General features: G+C 50.8%; 22 protein-coding genes and 1 tRNA gene. 11 read left to right on the top strand and 12 right to left on the bottom strand.

What is annotated here, in order from left to right; genetic code table 11:
• Positions 1-12: 12 nt before the first annotated feature.
• The 4 genes from ACQ86N_RS24300 (at position 13) to ACQ86N_RS24285 (ending at position 2467) form a co-directional block, all read left to right on the top strand.
• Positions 13-513: an Lrp/AsnC family transcriptional regulator gene (locus tag ACQ86N_RS24300; protein ID WP_431209308.1), complete on the top strand. Its 501-nt coding sequence runs from the start codon at positions 13-15 to the stop codon at positions 511-513.
• 20 nt (positions 514-533) lie between these two features.
• Positions 534-836, top strand: a complete 303-nt coding sequence (locus ACQ86N_RS24295; RefSeq protein ID WP_431209307.1) for a hypothetical protein — start codon at positions 534-536, stop codon at positions 834-836.
• A gap of 2 nt (positions 837-838) precedes the next feature.
• The gene (locus ACQ86N_RS24290) at positions 839-1432 is read left to right on the top strand and encodes a GNAT family N-acetyltransferase (RefSeq protein WP_431209306.1); all 594 of its coding nucleotides are present in this window, start codon (positions 839-841) and stop codon (positions 1430-1432) included.
• A gap of 120 nt (positions 1433-1552) precedes the next feature.
• Positions 1553-2467: a DMT family transporter gene (locus tag ACQ86N_RS24285; protein WP_431209305.1), complete on the top strand. Its 915-nt coding sequence runs from the start codon at positions 1553-1555 to the stop codon at positions 2465-2467.
• Between the two features lie 229 nt (positions 2468-2696).
• On the opposite strand, the gene ACQ86N_RS24280 is transcribed toward ACQ86N_RS24285, so the two are convergent.
• The 3 genes from ACQ86N_RS24280 to dapF all read right to left on the bottom strand — a co-directional run bounded on the left by ACQ86N_RS24280 (position 2697) and on the right by dapF (position 4800).
• Complete coding sequence (locus ACQ86N_RS24280) at positions 2697-3029, bottom strand: NUDIX domain-containing protein (RefSeq protein ID WP_431209304.1); 333 nt, start codon at positions 3027-3029, stop codon at positions 2697-2699.
• Positions 3030-3057: 28 nt separating this feature from the next.
• Complete coding sequence (locus tag ACQ86N_RS24275; protein WP_431217575.1) at positions 3058-3834, bottom strand: magnesium transporter CorA family protein; 777 nt, start codon at positions 3832-3834, stop codon at positions 3058-3060.
• Between the two features lie 180 nt (positions 3835-4014).
• Positions 4015-4800, bottom strand: a complete 786-nt coding sequence (gene dapF, locus ACQ86N_RS24270) for a diaminopimelate epimerase (RefSeq protein WP_431209303.1) — start codon at positions 4798-4800, stop codon at positions 4015-4017.
• A 156-nt stretch (positions 4801-4956) separates the two neighbouring features.
• On the opposite strand from dapF, the gene ACQ86N_RS24265 reads away from it, so the two are divergent.
• Positions 4957-5181, top strand: a complete 225-nt coding sequence (locus ACQ86N_RS24265; RefSeq protein WP_431209302.1) for a hypothetical protein — start codon at positions 4957-4959, stop codon at positions 5179-5181.
• A gap of 158 nt (positions 5182-5339) precedes the next feature.
• Here the strand turns inward: ACQ86N_RS24265 and ACQ86N_RS24260 are convergent, their stop codons facing one another.
• On the bottom strand, positions 5340-5516 hold the full coding sequence (locus ACQ86N_RS24260; RefSeq protein ID WP_431209301.1) for a hypothetical protein: 177 nt from the start codon (positions 5514-5516) through the stop codon (positions 5340-5342).
• Between the two features lie 297 nt (positions 5517-5813).
• Positions 5814-6692, bottom strand: coding sequence for a nucleoside phosphorylase (locus tag ACQ86N_RS24255; protein ID WP_431209300.1), 879 nt, complete (start codon positions 6690-6692; stop codon positions 5814-5816).
• 133 nt (positions 6693-6825) lie between these two features.
• Between ACQ86N_RS24255 and ACQ86N_RS24250 the strand changes: the two genes are divergently transcribed.
• Positions 6826-6899: transfer RNA gene (locus ACQ86N_RS24250), tRNA-Cys, on the top strand.
• Between the two features lie 274 nt (positions 6900-7173).
• Here the strand turns inward: ACQ86N_RS24250 and ACQ86N_RS24245 are convergent.
• Positions 7174-7392: a helix-turn-helix domain-containing protein gene (locus tag ACQ86N_RS24245; protein ID WP_431209299.1), complete on the bottom strand. Its 219-nt coding sequence runs from the start codon at positions 7390-7392 to the stop codon at positions 7174-7176.
• 293 nt (positions 7393-7685) lie between these two features.
• Between ACQ86N_RS24245 and ACQ86N_RS24240 the strand changes: the two genes are divergently transcribed.
• The 4 genes from ACQ86N_RS24240 to ACQ86N_RS24225 all read left to right on the top strand — a co-directional run bounded on the left by ACQ86N_RS24240 (position 7686) and on the right by ACQ86N_RS24225 (position 9745).
• Positions 7686-8495: an alpha/beta fold hydrolase gene (locus ACQ86N_RS24240; RefSeq protein WP_431209298.1), complete on the top strand. Its 810-nt coding sequence runs from the start codon at positions 7686-7688 to the stop codon at positions 8493-8495.
• Positions 8496-8607: 112 nt separating this feature from the next.
• The gene (locus ACQ86N_RS24235; protein ID WP_431209297.1) at positions 8608-9174 is read left to right on the top strand and encodes a carboxymuconolactone decarboxylase family protein; all 567 of its coding nucleotides are present in this window, start codon (positions 8608-8610) and stop codon (positions 9172-9174) included.
• Positions 9175-9183: 9 nt separating this feature from the next.
• A complete protein-coding gene (locus tag ACQ86N_RS24230; RefSeq protein WP_431209296.1) occupies positions 9184-9465 on the top strand; it encodes a carboxymuconolactone decarboxylase family protein in 282 nt (93 codons plus the stop codon).
• Positions 9466-9469: 4 nt separating this feature from the next.
• Positions 9470-9745: a hypothetical protein gene (locus tag ACQ86N_RS24225; RefSeq protein ID WP_431209295.1), complete on the top strand. Its 276-nt coding sequence runs from the start codon at positions 9470-9472 to the stop codon at positions 9743-9745.
• Positions 9746-9884: 139 nt separating this feature from the next.
• On the opposite strand, the gene nadC is transcribed toward ACQ86N_RS24225, so the two are convergent.
• The 3 genes from nadC to ACQ86N_RS24210 all read right to left on the bottom strand — a co-directional run bounded on the left by nadC (position 9885) and on the right by ACQ86N_RS24210 (position 12252).
• Entirely contained in the window at positions 9885-10619 is a 735-nt protein-coding gene (gene nadC / locus ACQ86N_RS24220; RefSeq protein WP_431209294.1) for a carboxylating nicotinate-nucleotide diphosphorylase, read from the bottom strand.
• 157 nt (positions 10620-10776) lie between these two features.
• A complete protein-coding gene (locus ACQ86N_RS24215; RefSeq protein ID WP_431209293.1) occupies positions 10777-11226 on the bottom strand; it encodes a dihydrofolate reductase family protein in 450 nt (149 codons plus the stop codon).
• A gap of 630 nt (positions 11227-11856) precedes the next feature.
• Entirely contained in the window at positions 11857-12252 is a 396-nt protein-coding gene (locus tag ACQ86N_RS24210) for a winged helix-turn-helix transcriptional regulator (protein WP_431209292.1), read from the bottom strand.
• Positions 12253-12332: 80 nt separating this feature from the next.
• Here ACQ86N_RS24210 and ACQ86N_RS24205 point away from each other — a divergent pair, with 80 nt between their 5' ends.
• Complete coding sequence (locus ACQ86N_RS24205) at positions 12333-13208, top strand: NAD(P)H-binding protein (protein WP_431209291.1); 876 nt, start codon at positions 12333-12335, stop codon at positions 13206-13208.
• Here the strand turns inward: ACQ86N_RS24205 and ACQ86N_RS24200 are convergent.
• Genes ACQ86N_RS24200 through ACQ86N_RS24190 form a run of 3 tightly spaced genes read right to left on the bottom strand, consistent with a single transcriptional unit; the run spans position 13192 to position 15442 of the window.
• On the bottom strand, positions 13192-13404 hold the full coding sequence (locus tag ACQ86N_RS24200; protein WP_431209290.1) for a hypothetical protein: 213 nt from the start codon (positions 13402-13404) through the stop codon (positions 13192-13194). The genes ACQ86N_RS24205 and ACQ86N_RS24200 overlap by 17 nt on opposite strands.
• A complete protein-coding gene (locus tag ACQ86N_RS24195; protein ID WP_431209289.1) occupies positions 13368-14147 on the bottom strand; it encodes a hypothetical protein in 780 nt (259 codons plus the stop codon). The genes ACQ86N_RS24200 and ACQ86N_RS24195 overlap by 37 nt, the downstream gene beginning before the upstream one ends.
• 56 nt (positions 14148-14203) lie before the next feature.
• Entirely contained in the window at positions 14204-15442 is a 1239-nt protein-coding gene (locus tag ACQ86N_RS24190; RefSeq protein WP_431209288.1) for an MFS transporter, read from the bottom strand.
• Between the last annotated feature and the right edge of the window lie 47 nt (positions 15443-15489).

The raw sequence follows: 15489 nt of genomic DNA, 5'->3' as shown, positions 1-15489 counted from the left end.
TGCAAGTATGTCATGGAAAAAGACCCTCTAAAAGAAAAACCGGCTAATGAGCCGGTCGAGCTGGACGAGAAGGACAAGGCGATCCTGCGTCTTTTGCAGGAGAATGCCAAGATCACGGTCCGGGAGATCGCGGCGCAGGTCCATCTGAGCACTACGCCGGTACACGAGCGGATCAGGAGGCTGGAAGAGACGGGTGTTATCCGACAGTATGCGACCCTGTTGGATCATTCCAAGGTAAAAAGGGGGTTGCTGGCGATCTGTTATGTATCGCTGAAGGAGCACAATAAAAAGTCGGGGGCGAGGTTCATCCGCACGGTACACGAGATCCCTGAGATCACCGAGTGTTTTATTATTTCGGGGGAGTTTGATTTTTTACTGAAGGTGGCGGTGGAGAATATGGATGCGTACTACGATTTTCATGTCAACAAGCTGGGTCAGGTGGAGAATATTGGGCATGTGCAGAGTACGTTCGTGATGGGTGTTGTGAAGCAGACGCACCAGCTGATATCCTGAGTAATTCGTAACTTAGCGATATGTATACATACGATACTGTAGCCGAGGCCGTGAATGGCCTTAAACAGAGAGGATACACCATCGATTTTAATCTGGAAGCGGATCGGCTTTGCTGTACGGAGACGCCGCTGGAGCTGTCGCCGTCGGATTTTGAGATCACGGAGTTCTATCGTTTCGAGGGGAACAGTGATCCGGCCGATGAGGCCATCGTATACGCGATCGAGTCGGGGAAGGGCGACAAGGGGCTGCTGGTTACCGGCTTTGGTATATCGGCGGAGGGCCTTGGCGAGGAAATGATTGAAAAGCTAAAGGTTAAACACTAAGAATGGTTATTATTCGTCCTGCACGGGAGAGCGATATTCCTGCGTTCTCGGAAATTTACAATCACGTTATTTTAAACACTACGGCGGTCTATCAGTACGAGGCGCAGACGCTGGAGATGCGGAGGGCCTGGTATGAGTCGAAGATGAAGGACGGTTACCCTGTTTTTGTCGCGGAGGAAGACGGGAAGGTAGTCGGGTTCAGTTCGTACGGGCCGTTCAGGGCCTGGGCGGCGTATAAATATACGGTCGAGAATTCCGTTTATGTGGCGGATGGTCAGCGAGGGAAGGGGATTGGCCGGATGCTGATGCAGCCGGTGATCGATTCGGCGCGGTCGCGCGGGTTGCATGCGATCGTGTCGGGCATCGATGCGAGTAATGATGCGAGCGTGCGGCTGCACGAGCAGTTCGGGTTTAAAGAGGTGGCGCATTTCAAGGAGGTCGGATTTAAGTTTGGCCGCTGGCTGGATCTGGAAGTTTCTGGAGTTGGTGCTGGATGGGCCGGAGCGACCGGTGGATGGTTAGGGCCGTGCGGCGTGGTTGGTCCTAACGCTCGATTCTATTTACGGTTGCGTATACTTCATAGCCTGCGGCCCTGAATTTGTTGGATAGTTCCTCGCTAAGATTTCCCAGCGCAATAAATTTTTGTATCAATGTGACGGCGAACGAGTCGGGATGGTGGGGCGGGCAATTTAGCGGTGAATTAGTGGGCGATCTTTATGAAAAAATCATATCTGTTATTACATATTGCGGTGATCCTTGCGGGGTTTACCGGGGTATTCGGGAAGCTGATCTCGCTCAACGAGGGGCTGCTGGTTTGGTATAGGGTGTTCTTTTCCGCGGTGTGGTTGTTTTTGATCGTGCGGTTGATGGGGGTTAGGGGTGCGGGTGCATTTCGGGAGAAATTTAGGATTGCGAGGGTGGGGATGCTGATCACGATACACTGGGTGTTCTTTTATGGCAGCATTAAGTATTCGAATGTAAGTGTCGGGGTAGTTTGTTATAGCCTGACTAGTTTTTACACGGCGATCTTTGAGCCATTGATCAATAAGCGAAGGTTTGTGCTCAGACAGTTCCTTTTGAGTATGTTGACTTTGCTGGGGATTGCGCTGATCTTTCATTTTGATGCTTCGTATCAGTTGGGGATTGTGCTGGGGGTGGTGTCGTCGGCTTTTGCGGCGCTTTATACGGTCTATAACGAGCGGTTGGTGCGGAGGTATGACAGCAGGACAATCAATTATTACCAGATGGTCGGAGGAACGGTGGGGTTGGGGGTGCTGATGCCGGTCTATCTCTGGTTCTTTCCGGTCGCGCGGCTGATCCCGGGTGTTCGGGATATCCTTTGGTTACTGCTGTTGTCGTTGTTTTGTACCGTGGGGTTATACATTTTGTTTGCGGAGTCGTTGAAGCGGATTCCGGCGTTTACGGTGAATTTGAGTTTTAATCTGGAGCCGATATATGCGATCGTGATGGCGTTTTTGTTCTTTGGGGAAGGGAAGGAGGTCAATTTATCGTTTTACGTCGGGTTGGTGTTTGTGGCGGCGTCTGTGGTGTTGCAGAGTTTGATCTCTGCGCGGGCTGCGCGGAGGGTCCCTGAGGCGGAGAGAGTTCCTGTGCCGAAACGAGTGGAATGACCTGCGGAGGATGTAAATTCGGCTCCTCGGGTGATCGATGGATAGGCCTGATGCCGCTGAACGGAGCGTCGCAACGGATGTTTAATAGTAGTATTCCTGTTGGTTTAATAATTATTCTTTACCAGGCTTGCCACGACTTTGTCGATGGGTAGGGTGACGGACTCGGCGGTGAAGTCGGTCCAGTCGATGAAACGGAATGTTTCGATCTCTTTTTTCTCCGCGTATATGGCTAGTTGTTGTTCGTCGAAATCGAAGGGTTTGGACCGGAGGGGACTTTGATGGGTTCGAGTGCGCGGACGTAATAGTAGATGGAGATGATCTGGTGTTCGGGGTTGAAGGCGGACATCTGGAAGAAGTCGGTCGTGTAGAGGTGGTCGGTGACTTCGACGTTGAGGTCCATTTCCTCCTTGAACTCGCGTTTGAGGCAGTCGCGGGTGCCTTCGCCGAACTCGAGGCCGCCGCCGGGGAATTTGCTGTAGTAGCCGCCGCGGATGAATTCGTCGGAGACGAGGACCTGTTTGTTGTCGTTGATCAGGAGGCCGTAGACTCGGAGGTTGAACATAGTTAGACGTATTTTTTCAGGTAACTCATTAGAACCATTTCTTTTTCATGAAATACCAGCCAATGATGATCGAGATCCCTATGGACAGGAGGATCGGGATGTAAAACGCATAGTGGGAGTCCGCGTAGGGGATGGGGACGTTCATGCCGTAGATGCCAGTGACCAGGGCGGGGAGGGAAAGGATGATGGTGATGGATGTCAGCCGTTTGAGAACGAGGTTCATGTTGTTGTTGATGATGCTGGCGAAGGCGTCGAGGGTGCTGCTGAGGATGTTCGTATAGATATTCGCCATTTCGAGGGCCTGGGACATGTCTACGGCGAGGTCGTCGAGGAATTCTTTTTCTTCGTCTGTTAGTCCGAGAAAGTTGGTGCGCGCCAGTTTGAGGAGCAGCATTTCGTTGGATCGGAGTGCTGTGACGAAATAGACCATGCTTTTTTGGATGCGCATGAGCTCGAGGAGTTCTTCGTTGCGGTTGGAGGCGTAGAGCTTTTGCTCCATCAGATTGCGGCGCTGGTTGATCTCCTTCAGGTACTCCATATAGGTCTGGGTGATCTTTTCGAAGACCTTTAGGACCATCATGTTCTTTTTGTCGTGGTGGCGGTTCTGGAAGGTGTTGAGGAATTTTTTTATGGCGCCGTTCTCGAAGGAGTTGACCGTGACGATCTGGTTGTGAGTAAGGATGATACAGATCGGGATGGTGATGTAGTACGCGTCGCTTTCGTTGAAGGAGTTGTTCTCCGTCGGGGTTTTGATGACGATGAGCTTGACGTTGTCGTATTCTTCGAACCGGGCTCTTTCGTCGATGTCGAGGGAGTCGGTAAGGTAGTCCAGAGGGATGGCGAAGCTGGTCGGAGAGGTTGGTGAACTCCAGTTGTTTCAACGGGGGCAGGATGTTCACCCAGACGCTGTCATCGGGATGGTCGACCTCTACGGTCTGGTGGTTGATGTTTTTAAAAAATTGGATCATGGGTTGTGGGGGAGTGACTATATGTCGATGGTTCCTTCGAAGACCCGGATGGCGGGTCCGCAGAGCCAGATGTTCTTGTAAGCGTTATTGCCGACGCGGTCGAAGCGGACGACGAGTTGGCCGCCTTTTGTAATGACCTTGACGTGGTTGTAGCCGACTTCGTTGTGGTAGCTGGCCAGGGCGCTGGCGGTGACGCCGGTGCCGCAGGAGAGGGTTTCGTCTTCGACGCCGCGCTCGTAGGTGCGGACGATAATTTCGTCCGGTCGTTTTTGTTCGACGAAGTTGACGTTGATGCCTTCTTTGGCAAAGTTGCTGCTGTAGCGGATGTCCATGCCTTTGTGAAAGACGTCGAGGTCCATGACGTCGGTGACCATTTTGATATAGTGGGGTGAGCCGGTATCGAGGATGAAGTCGCCGTGGTAGTCGTCTATCGTTAATACGTCTTTCATTTTGAGGCTGACGGTTCCGTCGACGTCGATTTCGGCGAGGTGGGGGCCGTCGACGGCGAGGAAGTTGTATTCGTTTTTGCGGATGCCGAGGTCGTAGGCGAATTTGACCGGGCAGCGGCCTCCGTTGCCGCACATAGAGCTTTCGCGGCCGTCGGAGTTGTAGTATTTCATTTCGAAGTCATAGGCGGGGTTGGGGTTGAGGAGCATGAGGCCGTCGGCGCCGATGCCAAAGCGGCGGTCGCAGAGCTTATGAACCGTCTCGGTCGTTAGGGAGGTGTAGGACCAGTTGCGATTATCCAGGATAATGAAGTCGTTGCCGGTACCCTGGTATTTGAAGAAGTTCATTTTGATCATATGAATGACAAAAGTAAATGATTCGGGGGAGACGGCCTAGGGGGCGGGGACCGGTTAGATATGGGGGATGTGAACCTCTTTTTGGGAGGGGCGGGGGTGTAGCGGCGAGAACCGACGGATGTTTGGACGTAAACCGCTCTTGAGGGAGGGGCGAAGTTGAGACGTGAACCGTTGTCAGCGTTCGGGGGAGAGTTTGGCCTCGGAGAAGGGATGTTTGGCGGGGAGTTTCTTTTTGGGGCGGGTGGTGGCTGCGGCGGGTTGGAAGCGTTTAGTTTTTGGGTTGTCGGAATGGAGGAAGGCTTTAATCGTCCGTTTGTCTTCGGGGGAGATGTTTTTTGCTGTGACGGTGATGGAGCCCTTATTGCCCTGCTGGTAGGATAGTTTTGTGGCGAAGGCGGCGAGGTTGCCGGGGACGCCGGCGTATACCTTTTTGTTGCCCTGGTTGAAGGGGGCGCTTTCGACCTGGTGGAGGGTGACGTTGTCGGGTTCGACGGAGAGGCTGACGAGGCCCTGGATGATGGCGGAATTGTTTTCGATCGTTAGTTTGAAGACTTCGCGTTCGGGGTTTTTGGTTTCTTTTTCCAGTCGAAGGTCCAGCCGGATTTCTTTGTTATGGTTTTGAGGTCCTCGGCTCTAAGCCGGGTGACTTCGGTGCGGAAGCGGTCACCGGTGATGAGGTTTTCGACTGAATCGAGGAGCTCGAGATGTTTTTTCACGGTTATGAATTTACGAATGTTTGGGGATATTGGGGTGGGCGGAATGGGCCGGGGGCCCGGGTGAGTTGGTCGCGGGTGTGGGGACCGGGTGCAGGGGGTCCCGCGGGTGTTTGGACGGTTCACGCGGAAGGGGGTGATGGTTTGGCGCGAGAGTTGGGCCTGCGGTTGTCGGGTCGGTTCACGCGGAGGGGGGATGGTTTGGCGCAAGTGAGTCGGTCCAGCGGGTGTTGGGCCTGCGGGTTGATCGGGGGTAGTCCTCGCGGATGGGTTGGCTGTGGTGGTTCACGCGAAAGATGGTCAGGTGGTCTGACCGACGATGCGGAGGGTTTCCTGGATGAGGCCTTCGACTGCCTTGTTGCCGTCTTTGGAGAACTGTTTCTGCATCCGGTTGGCGACGATGGCGCTCAGGCTGAGGCAGGAATGGCCGAGCATCTTTCCGAGTCCGTAGATTCCTGCTGTTTCCATCTCGAAATTGGTGATGCGATGGGGGCCGTAGCTAAAGCCGGTGAGCCGGTCGATGAGTTCTGGCTGGCTGAGGCCCAGGCGCAGGACGCGACCCTGAGGTCCGTAAAATCCGGGGCAGGTGACGGTGATCCCGTGATGAAAACCTTCGGTGAACCGTTTGAGAAGCGCCGCGCTGGCGCCGCTGATATAGGGCTGGGCGAGGCGCTGGTGCAGTTGGGTTTGGGTGGAGAAGGCGTGGAGCAGCTGATTTTCTTCGTCGTTGTGTTCGTGGCGGTAGAAATTCAGCAGGTTGTCGATGCCGAGGCCGTGGGTGGAGGCGACCCAGCTGTCCACGGGTATATCTGCCTGTAAGGCCCCCGATGTGCCCATGCGGATGATGGTTAGCTGCGTCAGCTGGGGCTTGATGGTGCGGGTTGTGAAATCTATATTGACGAGGGCGTCGAGTTCATTGAGGACGATATCAATATTATCGGTGCCGATGCCGGTGGAGACGACGGTAAGGCGTTTTTTGCCGATATGGCCCGTGTGGGAAACAAATTCGCGGTGTTGTGCCTGGTATTCGATCTTATCGAAATATTTAGATACCATGGAGACCCGATCGGGGTCGCCTACGGTCAGGACGGTGTTTGCTAGCTCTTCCGGGCGGAGGTCGAGGTGGTAGATGGCTCCGCGGCTGTTGATAATAAGTTCACTTTCAGCGATTCTTTGCATAAATTGCGCTAATTTTTTTCGAGTTCTTCAAAATTACCGTAAATTTGCACCTGCCCAAAAAATACGGCCCTTTTCGGGGTGAGTTTTGAAGGGGCGGGCTTCGTCGGGGAGACTTGATGGCGCTGAAATAAAGGGTTTCGTGGCCGAGTGGCTAGGCAGAGCTCTGCAAAAGCTTCTACAGCGGTTCGAATCCGCTCGAAACCTCCAAATGAATCTGGCACAAGCCGCCCAACGGGCGGCTTTTTATTTGGAAAGAAGCGGAAGCGAGCTTGGTCGCGGACGCGTAGTGACAAATAAAATGATCGGGCGAAGCCCGATCGGCTTGTGCCCAATTCATTTGAACCACCCCCAACGGCGGATCACCGGAGCCGCGATAGCGGCGTAGGTAATCCGCTCGAAACCTCAGGATTTGGCACATTGCCAAAAAACCGCCATACGGCGGTTTTTTAATTTATGTAATGCTTGCCTGGCATCGGATGTGTTAGTGCTCCAACTCCTTCAGAGCTTTGATGCTGACCGGGGCGAGTACATGGCCAAACATTCTCAAGACCTGGTTTACTTTCTCCAGGTTCAGGTTGCCTTTTCGCTGTTCAATTTTCCGGATGACGGTTAAAGCCACGCCGGACTTTTGGGCAAGCTCTTGCTGAGTCAGCCGTGTCTGTTTTCGCTTTTCTTTTAGAAACTGGTCAATAGTCTTCATTATATGCTTTGGGATATAATCATTGGAAATATACAATTATTATATGTATTTGCATATAAAATATGAAAAAAGCCTATTTTTTATCCGATTGCATATAATTTATGATGTAAAAATGGAACTATAATAGATGGCGCCAATGATCTGGGGTCTGTAGATGACGTCGTCCTCGTGGTACAGCCGGTGAAGGTTGGAGACTGTTTTGCACTGCCCGGGCGGGTTATCTGATCTATCCCAAAATCCCAATTCTGCCCCTGTTTTACTACCATGCCTCTTATTAGCTTTGCCTTCAAAAAATGCCACAGCTCAACATACGGGGCATCCGTCTCTATTACGACGACAAAGGTTCCGGTCAGCCAATTGTTTTTGTCCATGGACATCCCTTCAATCATACCATGTGGCAGTATCAGGTGTCGCATTTTGCAAAAGAATATCGGCTGATCATGCCTGACCTGCGCGGCTATGGCCGGACGGAAGTAACCCCCGGCAGAGTGCTGCTCGATGAGATGGCGCTGGATATCCTCCATCTGCTGGAGTCGTTGCAGATCGAGGAGGCCGTTTTCTGCGGCCTTTCCATGGGCGGGCAGATCGTATTGGATTTCTACCGGCTGTTCCCGCAAATGGTAGAGGCCCTGATCATAGTGGATTCGGATGCAAGAGGAGAGACGCCCGAAAGCTACCGGCAGCGGATGCAAAAGGCGGCCCTGATCGAAGAGATAGGAATGAAGCAATATACCGACGACACCATTCACCAATATATCGCCCCGGCATCCATGGGAAATGAGCCCGTATATGCTCATTTATATGAAATGATGAGCGCCACTTCGGCGGAAGGAGCCGCCGCGGCACACAAAGGGCGGGGTGAAAGGAGGGATCACCTCTCTTTCCTTCCCCGTATACAGACCCCCACTCTGGTCGTAGTGGGCGAAGAAGATTTTTTCACTCCCGAACCCATCGCCCGACTCATGAGCGACGCCATCCCCGGCGCACAACTGGCCGTTATACCAGGCGCGGGCCATCTGCCGAATATGGAAAAGCCGGAGGAATTCAATAAAGTGCTGCATAATTTCCTGCGTCGCGTAAAACCCTTGAGTCAACTGGCCTGATCAAATAATCATCTATTAACAATATTCAGGTGGAATTCTGGATTCGAAGTTTATCGAATGGGCGGGCAGGAGAGTCAGGAGTTTTCTTTATCTTAAGGTCAAATAATGTTCTATGCCTTATATTGCCTTGCCTGAAGGTTTCCCGGGTGTACGCAGTTTGTTCATGTACAGTCCCGATACTGCGAAACCATTGAATGACCTTGTTCAAACAATCCTGCACGATCCTGCGACGTCAACCCTTACTCCTGGGGAACGCGAATTGATCGCTGCCTATGTTTCCAGTCTCAACGAATGTAAATACTGCGCCACTACACACGGCGCTATCGCGAAGTATCAATTAGGTGGGGATGGAGAGTTGGTAAGGGACGTGATGAAGGATCCCACAACCGCAGATATCAGCCCCAAACTCAAAACGTTGATGACTATCGCGGCCAAAGTCCAACAGAGCGGCAGGAGCGTTACGCCGGATGATATCGATGCAGCCCGAAAAGAAGGCGCTACCGACAAGGAGATTCACGACACGGTGCTGATTGCCGCCACTTTCTGCCTTTTCAACCGGTATGTTGATGGTTTGGGGACCTGGGCGCCGGATAATCCGGCAGTTTATGATGCCATCGGCAAACAAAGAGCCAGCGAAGGCTACCTCACCAAACCGTTCAAGATCACCCAACAATCTTAGCCACCCCGAATGCCACACATTCCATTAAATCCGAATCTCCCGGGGGTTACCGGCCTGCTGGATTATCGCCTGGATACTGCGCTGCCTATCCGCCATCTTACCCAAATTCTGCTTCGCGGCGAATCGACGCTCACCGAGGGAGAACGGGAACTTATCGCCACGGTTGTCAGCGATGGTAATGAATGTAGATTTTGTACGGCGGCCCATACCGCGGCGGCTAATGCCTACTTACATGATCCATCGGTAGCGGAACAAGTGAAAGCTGATATATCCACTTGCCGCTGTAAGTGAAAAAATGAAGGCATTGTTGACCATCGCCAAAGCGGTAGGGAGAAGTGGGCGGCTGGTAACTCCTGAGATGGTGGACGCCGCGCGGCAACAAGGCGCTACTGACCGGGAGTTGCACGATACGGTGCTCATTGCAGCGCTCTTTAGCCTCTACAATCGTTATGTAGACGGTCTCGCAAGTGTTACTCCCGAAGATCCGGAGTTCTATGTTCGGCTGGGTGCTATTCTCCAGAAAAAAGGTTATCTGCCATCCGAGGACAGGTATGCCGGGCTTGTGAAATAGCGGTTATATTTTGACGTTTAGCTCATTGCGAAAAACCGCCGAACGGCGGTTTTTTCTTTTTAGACAATCTTGAATCTCGGGTATTTCTGTGGATGATAACGCGGTTCGGATTCGTTGAAGTTGACAAGGTGTTTCTTGCTCATAGTATGTTGGCCTTGAGGCTCAGATCCATGCTCACAGCACGGTTAGTGATGGCGCCAACAGATATATAATCCACTCCGGTGCGTGCATAACTCACGATGTTATCAAGCGTAATGCCGCCAGAAGCTTCTGTTTCGTACCTGCCGCCTATTAACGCTACCGCTTCTTCAATCTGTGCGGGAGTATAGTTGTCCAGCATTATCCGATGTATATTGCCGGTAGCCAACACTTTCTTTACATCTTCGATGTTGCGTGTTTCCACTTCTATTTTCAGGTCAAGTCTGTTGGTGCGCAGGTAACTATTGGTTTGCTCTATCGCCTTCACTATGCCGCCGCAAAAATCTATATGGTTATCTTTCAGCATCACCATGTCATACAGCCCCATGCGGAGGTTCATTCCGCCGCCTGTACGCACCGCCTCTTTTTCATAAGCCCTGAACAAAGGCGTGGTCTTGCGGGTGTCCAATATTTTTGCCGGGTATTCTTTTATCGCGTTGACATATTGCCGGGTAAGCGTAGCAATGCCGCTCATGCGCTGCATACAGTTAAGCACCAATCGTTCGGCCTTCAGTATAGTATGCACGGTGGCAGCTACTTCAAAGGCTATTTCGCCATTGATGACTTTATCGCCGTCATTTTTGCGAGGGGTAAAAACCGCGTTGGGCTCTATGTGATAAAATATTTCTTTAGAGAGGCTAATACCAGCAATAATACCGTCTTCCTTTATTTTCAACGTCGCTTTTCCCTGGCGCTTGCCGGTATGCTGGCCAGTGTGGAATAGTCGCCCGCTCCCACATCTTCCAGTAATGCAGCTTCAATAAATTCCTTTGTATTCATTATTAAAATGCTATATGGCGCGGAAAATTAGCAAATTCCCGCAATATAACCCGTCAGGCTTTGACGTAGTGGAGAATGACGCTGCCCGATGCCGATATTTTTGTGTCAATGAGTTTTAACCCCAATTTTTCCTGCATGATAATGTCCTCCATCAACCGTCGACCTTTTCCTGCAATCACCGGTATAATGGTAAAGATATATTCATCGACCAGGCCAAGCCCGATGAGATAGGAGGGGAGCGCCACGCCGCCCACATACATATTTGGGCCTTCCTGCTGTTTCAGTTTTTGTATTTCGTCCTCCGCGGGAGTCCGAACAATCCTCGAATTTTTACCTTCGGCCTTCTCCAGCGATTTTGAAAAGACGACTTTTTCGACGGCGTCGAATGCCTCCGCAAATTCGACGTCTGCCTTTGTTGAACCGAGCTGGGTTCTTCGCGATGTCGGGCCAATACGGAACCATGAGTTCGTAAGTGGTGCGACCATAAACAAACAGGCCGGCATTTCGGACGAGGTTGATATAAAAGTCAAATAATTCCTCATCCGGGACCCCGATGGTATGGTCGAGGCATCCATCGATGCTAAGGTTGATCACATAGATAAGTTTTCGCATTTGGCAATTCATTTTCTTCCCCGAAATTAAGAGATCGCTGTCAGCGGGGGAAGCCGTCCGTGCGACAATTTTGAGGTAAAATACGACACCAGCAGGTTCGGCCGGGGAGAGTTCACTAGCAGGGGCTGGATAAGGAGTTGAGGACGACATTCAAAGCAGAAATTTGAGGAAGTTGGTAAAAAAACAAGGCCACTCCTGATGGGAATGGCCCTGACCCTTAGAAAAACCTGTGCAAGATTTGTAACCTATGATTGAGACAGCCTGAAAAATCGTGTTATATATATTAGTAAGTCCGGAGTGTAGTTTTGTAACTACAAAAAGGTAGTTTATTTTCTGTTTTGTAAGGGAGGTTTATTGTTGACCTAATTAATTGGTAATTAATTTTTTGTGATTCTCGGATCGGAGGCGTCGGTCATTCACACCTTAAATTTTTCAAGGGATTGACCATGGCGGCCTTTATGGCCTTCAGCCCGTCCGGAAATAGTTGCTAAGACTTGAGGTCGGCGGCCTGATTAGGCGGGTTAGACCGGGAACTCGGCCATTTGTCGTGAAAATTGTTTGGATTGGGGGCCGCCGTGAGCTACGGCCCATTCCGCCATTGCATAGAGGACGGGTCTCAGGGCTTTCCCCTGTCTGGAGAGTTGGTAGGTGACGTAAGGGGGAACAACGGGTTTGGACTTTCTTGTGATGAGTCCGTCGGCCTCGAGCTGTTTGAGTTGTTCTGTGAGGACTTTTTCGGTGATCGGGGGAATGGATCTTTTGATCTCGCTGTACCGCTTGGTTCCTGTCAGCAGGCTGAATAAAATGATGGGCTTCCAGTAACCGCCGATCCTGTCCATAACGAAAGTTACGGGGCACGCGGCAAATGAGGTCTGCTTATTCTCCTGGATGGTCGATGTTTTCTTAACCGATGTCATGGCTACACATACTTTAGGGTAAGCTATTGTTCGAAAGTATGTATAAAATTAGTTTTGGCAGGAAATTAAAACAAAAGAAGATGAAAATTACAGTAACGGGTTCTTTGGGAAATGTAAGCCGGGTTCTTGTCGGAAAACTGACGGCTGCTGGTCATCAGGTGAAAGTCGTAAGCTCAAACGCCGCAAGGGCGGGAGATATTGAAGCGCTTGGTGCGGTCCCCTGTATCGGGTCTTTAACAGATGGTGAATTTGTGGCCCGGGTTTTCAGCGACGCCGATCGCGTATATACAATGGTGCCGCCTGAGTTTTCGGCCGTGGATTACTATGAATTTGCGGATAAGATACACCAAAATTATGCGGCCGCTATCGTCCAAAACAATGTCCGGTATGCCGTCAATCTGAGCAGCATCGGCGTTGCGTTTGCGGGTGTATCACCACTGACCAGATATTATGATCTGGAGAAGCGTCTGAATGAAGTGTCAGGACTGAATATTGTTCACTTACGCCCGGGCATGTTCTACACCAATTTTTATGGCAGTCTGGGTATGGTGAAAGACCAGGGGATCATCGGACATAATATTCCCGGGACGGCGGGGATACTTATGACCCACCCGAGCGATATCGCAGAGATGGCGTATGATTATCTAAACTCGCTTTCTTTTTCAGGGCATAGTTTCAGGTCGGTCGTCAGTGATGTTAAGACAGGTAATGAAATAGCAGGGGAGCTGGGTCGCGGGATCGGCAAGGCTCTTCACTGGGTGGAGTTTCCTGATGATGCTTTGCTGGCGGGTTTATTGCAAAACGGATTCTCTCGCGATAGTGCCGAGACTCTGATCGTCAATGCGGGCAGGGCGATCCGGCAAGGATTGTTCGATGGGTACAAGGGTGATAAGTTACCGGGAGGCCGTGAGTTTGGTGAATTTGCCGAAGAATTCGCGGTCATTTGCCGGGCTTGAACTGAAAAGGCATCTCGTCACCGCTCTGTGCCCGCCTCAGCATTTTAAATCTTCCTTTTACCAGTCCTTCTTTGCCTTCCTGATAGTAGTAGCCGTCGAATTTTTTTACTCTGCTGGCGCTTTGTTCGAGCTCGATGTAGCCTTGAATTATGCCTATTATCAGGTCGGCGGGGGTGCGGATCTCATAACTGACCAAATATTGTTTGTCTTCGAACAAGATTGCTTTTTGGTCTCCCAGCGATAGGGGTCCATGAACTCCTGGACCGGGTATTCGGTACCGTCTTTCTTCCAGTGTCTTGCTCCTTTTAGTTGCCATTCGATAATACTTCCGCGGAAATGTTTCAGGGTAATCTCGCATTTGCCGCCGTGGGAGTAGCCGATCTCTTCGCGGTAGCATATGTATTCATAGTGTCCTGCGAGGTCAAACGGGACACCCCGTTTGATCTGTAGATAGTGTTCGTGGTGCAGGTATTTGGCCAAGGGGGATACGCTCACGGATCCGGCCGCAAATTCGTAGTAGGTATAAATGATCCGGGAATATAGTTTTGAACTGAATTCCTTATAGGTCGGGTCCGTGGGGCCAAGTTGGGTGAGGTTATTGGGATATTCTATGGTAAGTAATGAATTGATGTCGAAACTGAATTCTGTATCCTTGTCCTTTATTATGATCACCGGCATATCGAATGCGACGCGCAGGCCCAGTTCGTAAATGACATTCGGGTTGTTGCCGCTGACATCGCAGATTACTATGGGAATAGAAAAGAGATTATTAAAAATGACGCTTTTAATGTCCGGATTTGCAAAATCTATGCTGACGACTTCCGGTTCTTCGCCGGCCAGTTTTAACTTTTTCGTTGCGGCCTGTGCGATGTCGGTGAGGATATTCTTTATTTTGGTCCAGTGGTCCACGGGGTATTTCCCTTTACCCGATATTGGCATGATAAAGCCGCAAAATTTGTCTTTTCCTTCAATGGGCATGTATGCAGGGGCTTTGATTATGGTATGGTTTCCTGATAGTTCAGGTCGTTGTTAAAGGTTTCTTTGCTAAGTAGGACGGCGACTATGGCAATCCCGACGGTAAATGCGCCCAAAAGAAAACCCGCAGTCCGGATGGCAAAAGTTGATTTTAGAAATTGAAACGTCATCAGAAGAGGGATTGCGAGAGCCCGGATAAAGTTGGGGGCACTGGTAGTCGCGGTCGCTCTGAGGTTGGTGCCAAATTGTTCAGATACGTAAGAAAGCAGGGTCGCCCAGTAGCCGATTCCGATGCCCAGCACGGAATATTTCCAATAAAAAGCAAGGCTGCTGCCGGCGGGGCCCCAGAAAAAGAAAATAAACGAGACCAGAACGATTCCGAGAAAAATGGCAATCGCTTTTTTCCTGCTGCCCAGAAACTGACTAAGAATGGGGCAAATCAGATCGGAAATGGTATTGGCTATGTAAAAGAATGTTGTGGCTGTCGCAGTTTTAATGGTAAGGTTTTGAACTTTTCCAAATTCCGGCGCCAGTAAGATCAATACTCCAAGCACAAAATAAATGGGCGTTCCGATCAGGATTGACCTCAACCAGGTGAATAGCAGGCGTCGATTTTTAATTAGGTACAAAATATTGCCCTTTTGTCTGGATGGATGCGTCAGGATCTGTCTGTATATATCGCTTTCACTGGTCAGTATTCTGAAAAGCAGGATGAATAAGCCCATGTATCCACCGATCTGGTAACAGGCGCGCCATCCAAAGTTATCTTCGATGGTTGCTGCAAGTATGACCCCCAGGCATCCTGACGACGCGACGATCATTGCACCATATCCTCTGCTGTTTCTTCTCATCACCTCGCTGATCAGCGTTATTCCTGCGCCTAACTCTCCGGCCAACCCGAGCCCTGCGATGAATCGTAATAATTGATATTGTGCGATCGTATGAATATATGCATTCAGCAGGGTTGCGACCGAATAGAAGATGATTGAGTAATATAGGATTCGGATCCTGCCTTTTTTGTCACCCATAACTCCCCATAACACCCCGCCGATGGCCAGACCAATCAATTGCCAGTAATATAGATTTGTCCCGACAGATGCGGAGAGATCCTTAGCCACGCCGAGGTCCAGGAGGCTTTGCTGCCGGCTTATGCTGAAGACCGATAGGTCGTAGACGTCGACGAAATAACCTAGTGCCCCTGCTGCGATGGCAGAATAGAATCTGGGATTCAGGCTGGATTCAAGCTGTGCGGTTCTCATCGACCTCTAAGGTATTAGGTCAAGCCCGCCGAAAAAAGGAGAAAAAC

The sequence above is a fragment of the Puia sp. P3 genome (genome assembly GCF_050632245.1).
Classification (GTDB): Bacteria; Bacteroidota; Bacteroidia; order Chitinophagales; family Chitinophagaceae; genus Puia.
The sequence above is the reverse complement of the archived record's forward strand: the minus strand, read 5'-3'. Positions and strand labels throughout refer to the sequence as shown.

Bases quoted from the DNA above. Each gene is read 5' to 3' on its own strand.
- ACQ86N_RS24285 (WP_431209305.1), top strand. From the start codon at position 1,553: ATGAAAAAATCATATCTGTTATTACATATTGCGGTGATCCTTGCGGGG.
- ACQ86N_RS24210 (WP_431209292.1), bottom strand. From the start codon at position 12,252: ATGACATCGGTTAAGAAAACATCGACCATCCAGGAGAATAAGCAGACC.
- ACQ86N_RS24215 (WP_431209293.1), bottom strand. From the start codon at position 11,226: ATGCCGGCCTGTTTGTTTATGGTCGCACCACTTACGAACTCATGGTTC.
- ACQ86N_RS24280 (WP_431209304.1), bottom strand. From the start codon at position 3,029: ATGTTCAACCTCCGAGTCTACGGCCTCCTGATCAACGACAACAAACAG.
- ACQ86N_RS24295 (WP_431209307.1), top strand. From the start codon at position 534: ATGTATACATACGATACTGTAGCCGAGGCCGTGAATGGCCTTAAACAG.
- dapF (WP_431209303.1), bottom strand. From the start codon at position 4,800: ATGATCAAAATGAACTTCTTCAAATACCAGGGTACCGGCAACGACTTC.
- ACQ86N_RS24290 (WP_431209306.1), top strand. From the start codon at position 839: ATGGTTATTATTCGTCCTGCACGGGAGAGCGATATTCCTGCGTTCTCG.
- ACQ86N_RS24190 (WP_431209288.1), bottom strand. From the start codon at position 15,442: ATGAGAACCGCACAGCTTGAATCCAGCCTGAATCCCAGATTCTATTCT.
- ACQ86N_RS24255 (WP_431209300.1), bottom strand. From the start codon at position 6,692: ATGCAAAGAATCGCTGAAAGTGAACTTATTATCAACAGCCGCGGAGCC.
- ACQ86N_RS24240 (WP_431209298.1), top strand. From the start codon at position 7,686: ATGCCACAGCTCAACATACGGGGCATCCGTCTCTATTACGACGACAAA.
- ACQ86N_RS24245 (WP_431209299.1), bottom strand. From the start codon at position 7,392: ATGAAGACTATTGACCAGTTTCTAAAAGAAAAGCGAAAACAGACACGG.
- ACQ86N_RS24225 (WP_431209295.1), top strand. From the start codon at position 9,470: ATGAAGGCATTGTTGACCATCGCCAAAGCGGTAGGGAGAAGTGGGCGG.
- ACQ86N_RS24195 (WP_431209289.1), bottom strand. From the start codon at position 14,147: ATGCCAATATCGGGTAAAGGGAAATACCCCGTGGACCACTGGACCAAA.
- ACQ86N_RS24230 (WP_431209296.1), top strand. From the start codon at position 9,184: ATGCCACACATTCCATTAAATCCGAATCTCCCGGGGGTTACCGGCCTG.
- ACQ86N_RS24300 (WP_431209308.1), top strand. From the start codon at position 13: ATGGAAAAAGACCCTCTAAAAGAAAAACCGGCTAATGAGCCGGTCGAG.
- ACQ86N_RS24205 (WP_431209291.1), top strand. From the start codon at position 12,333: ATGAAAATTACAGTAACGGGTTCTTTGGGAAATGTAAGCCGGGTTCTT.
- ACQ86N_RS24235 (WP_431209297.1), top strand. From the start codon at position 8,608: ATGCCTTATATTGCCTTGCCTGAAGGTTTCCCGGGTGTACGCAGTTTG.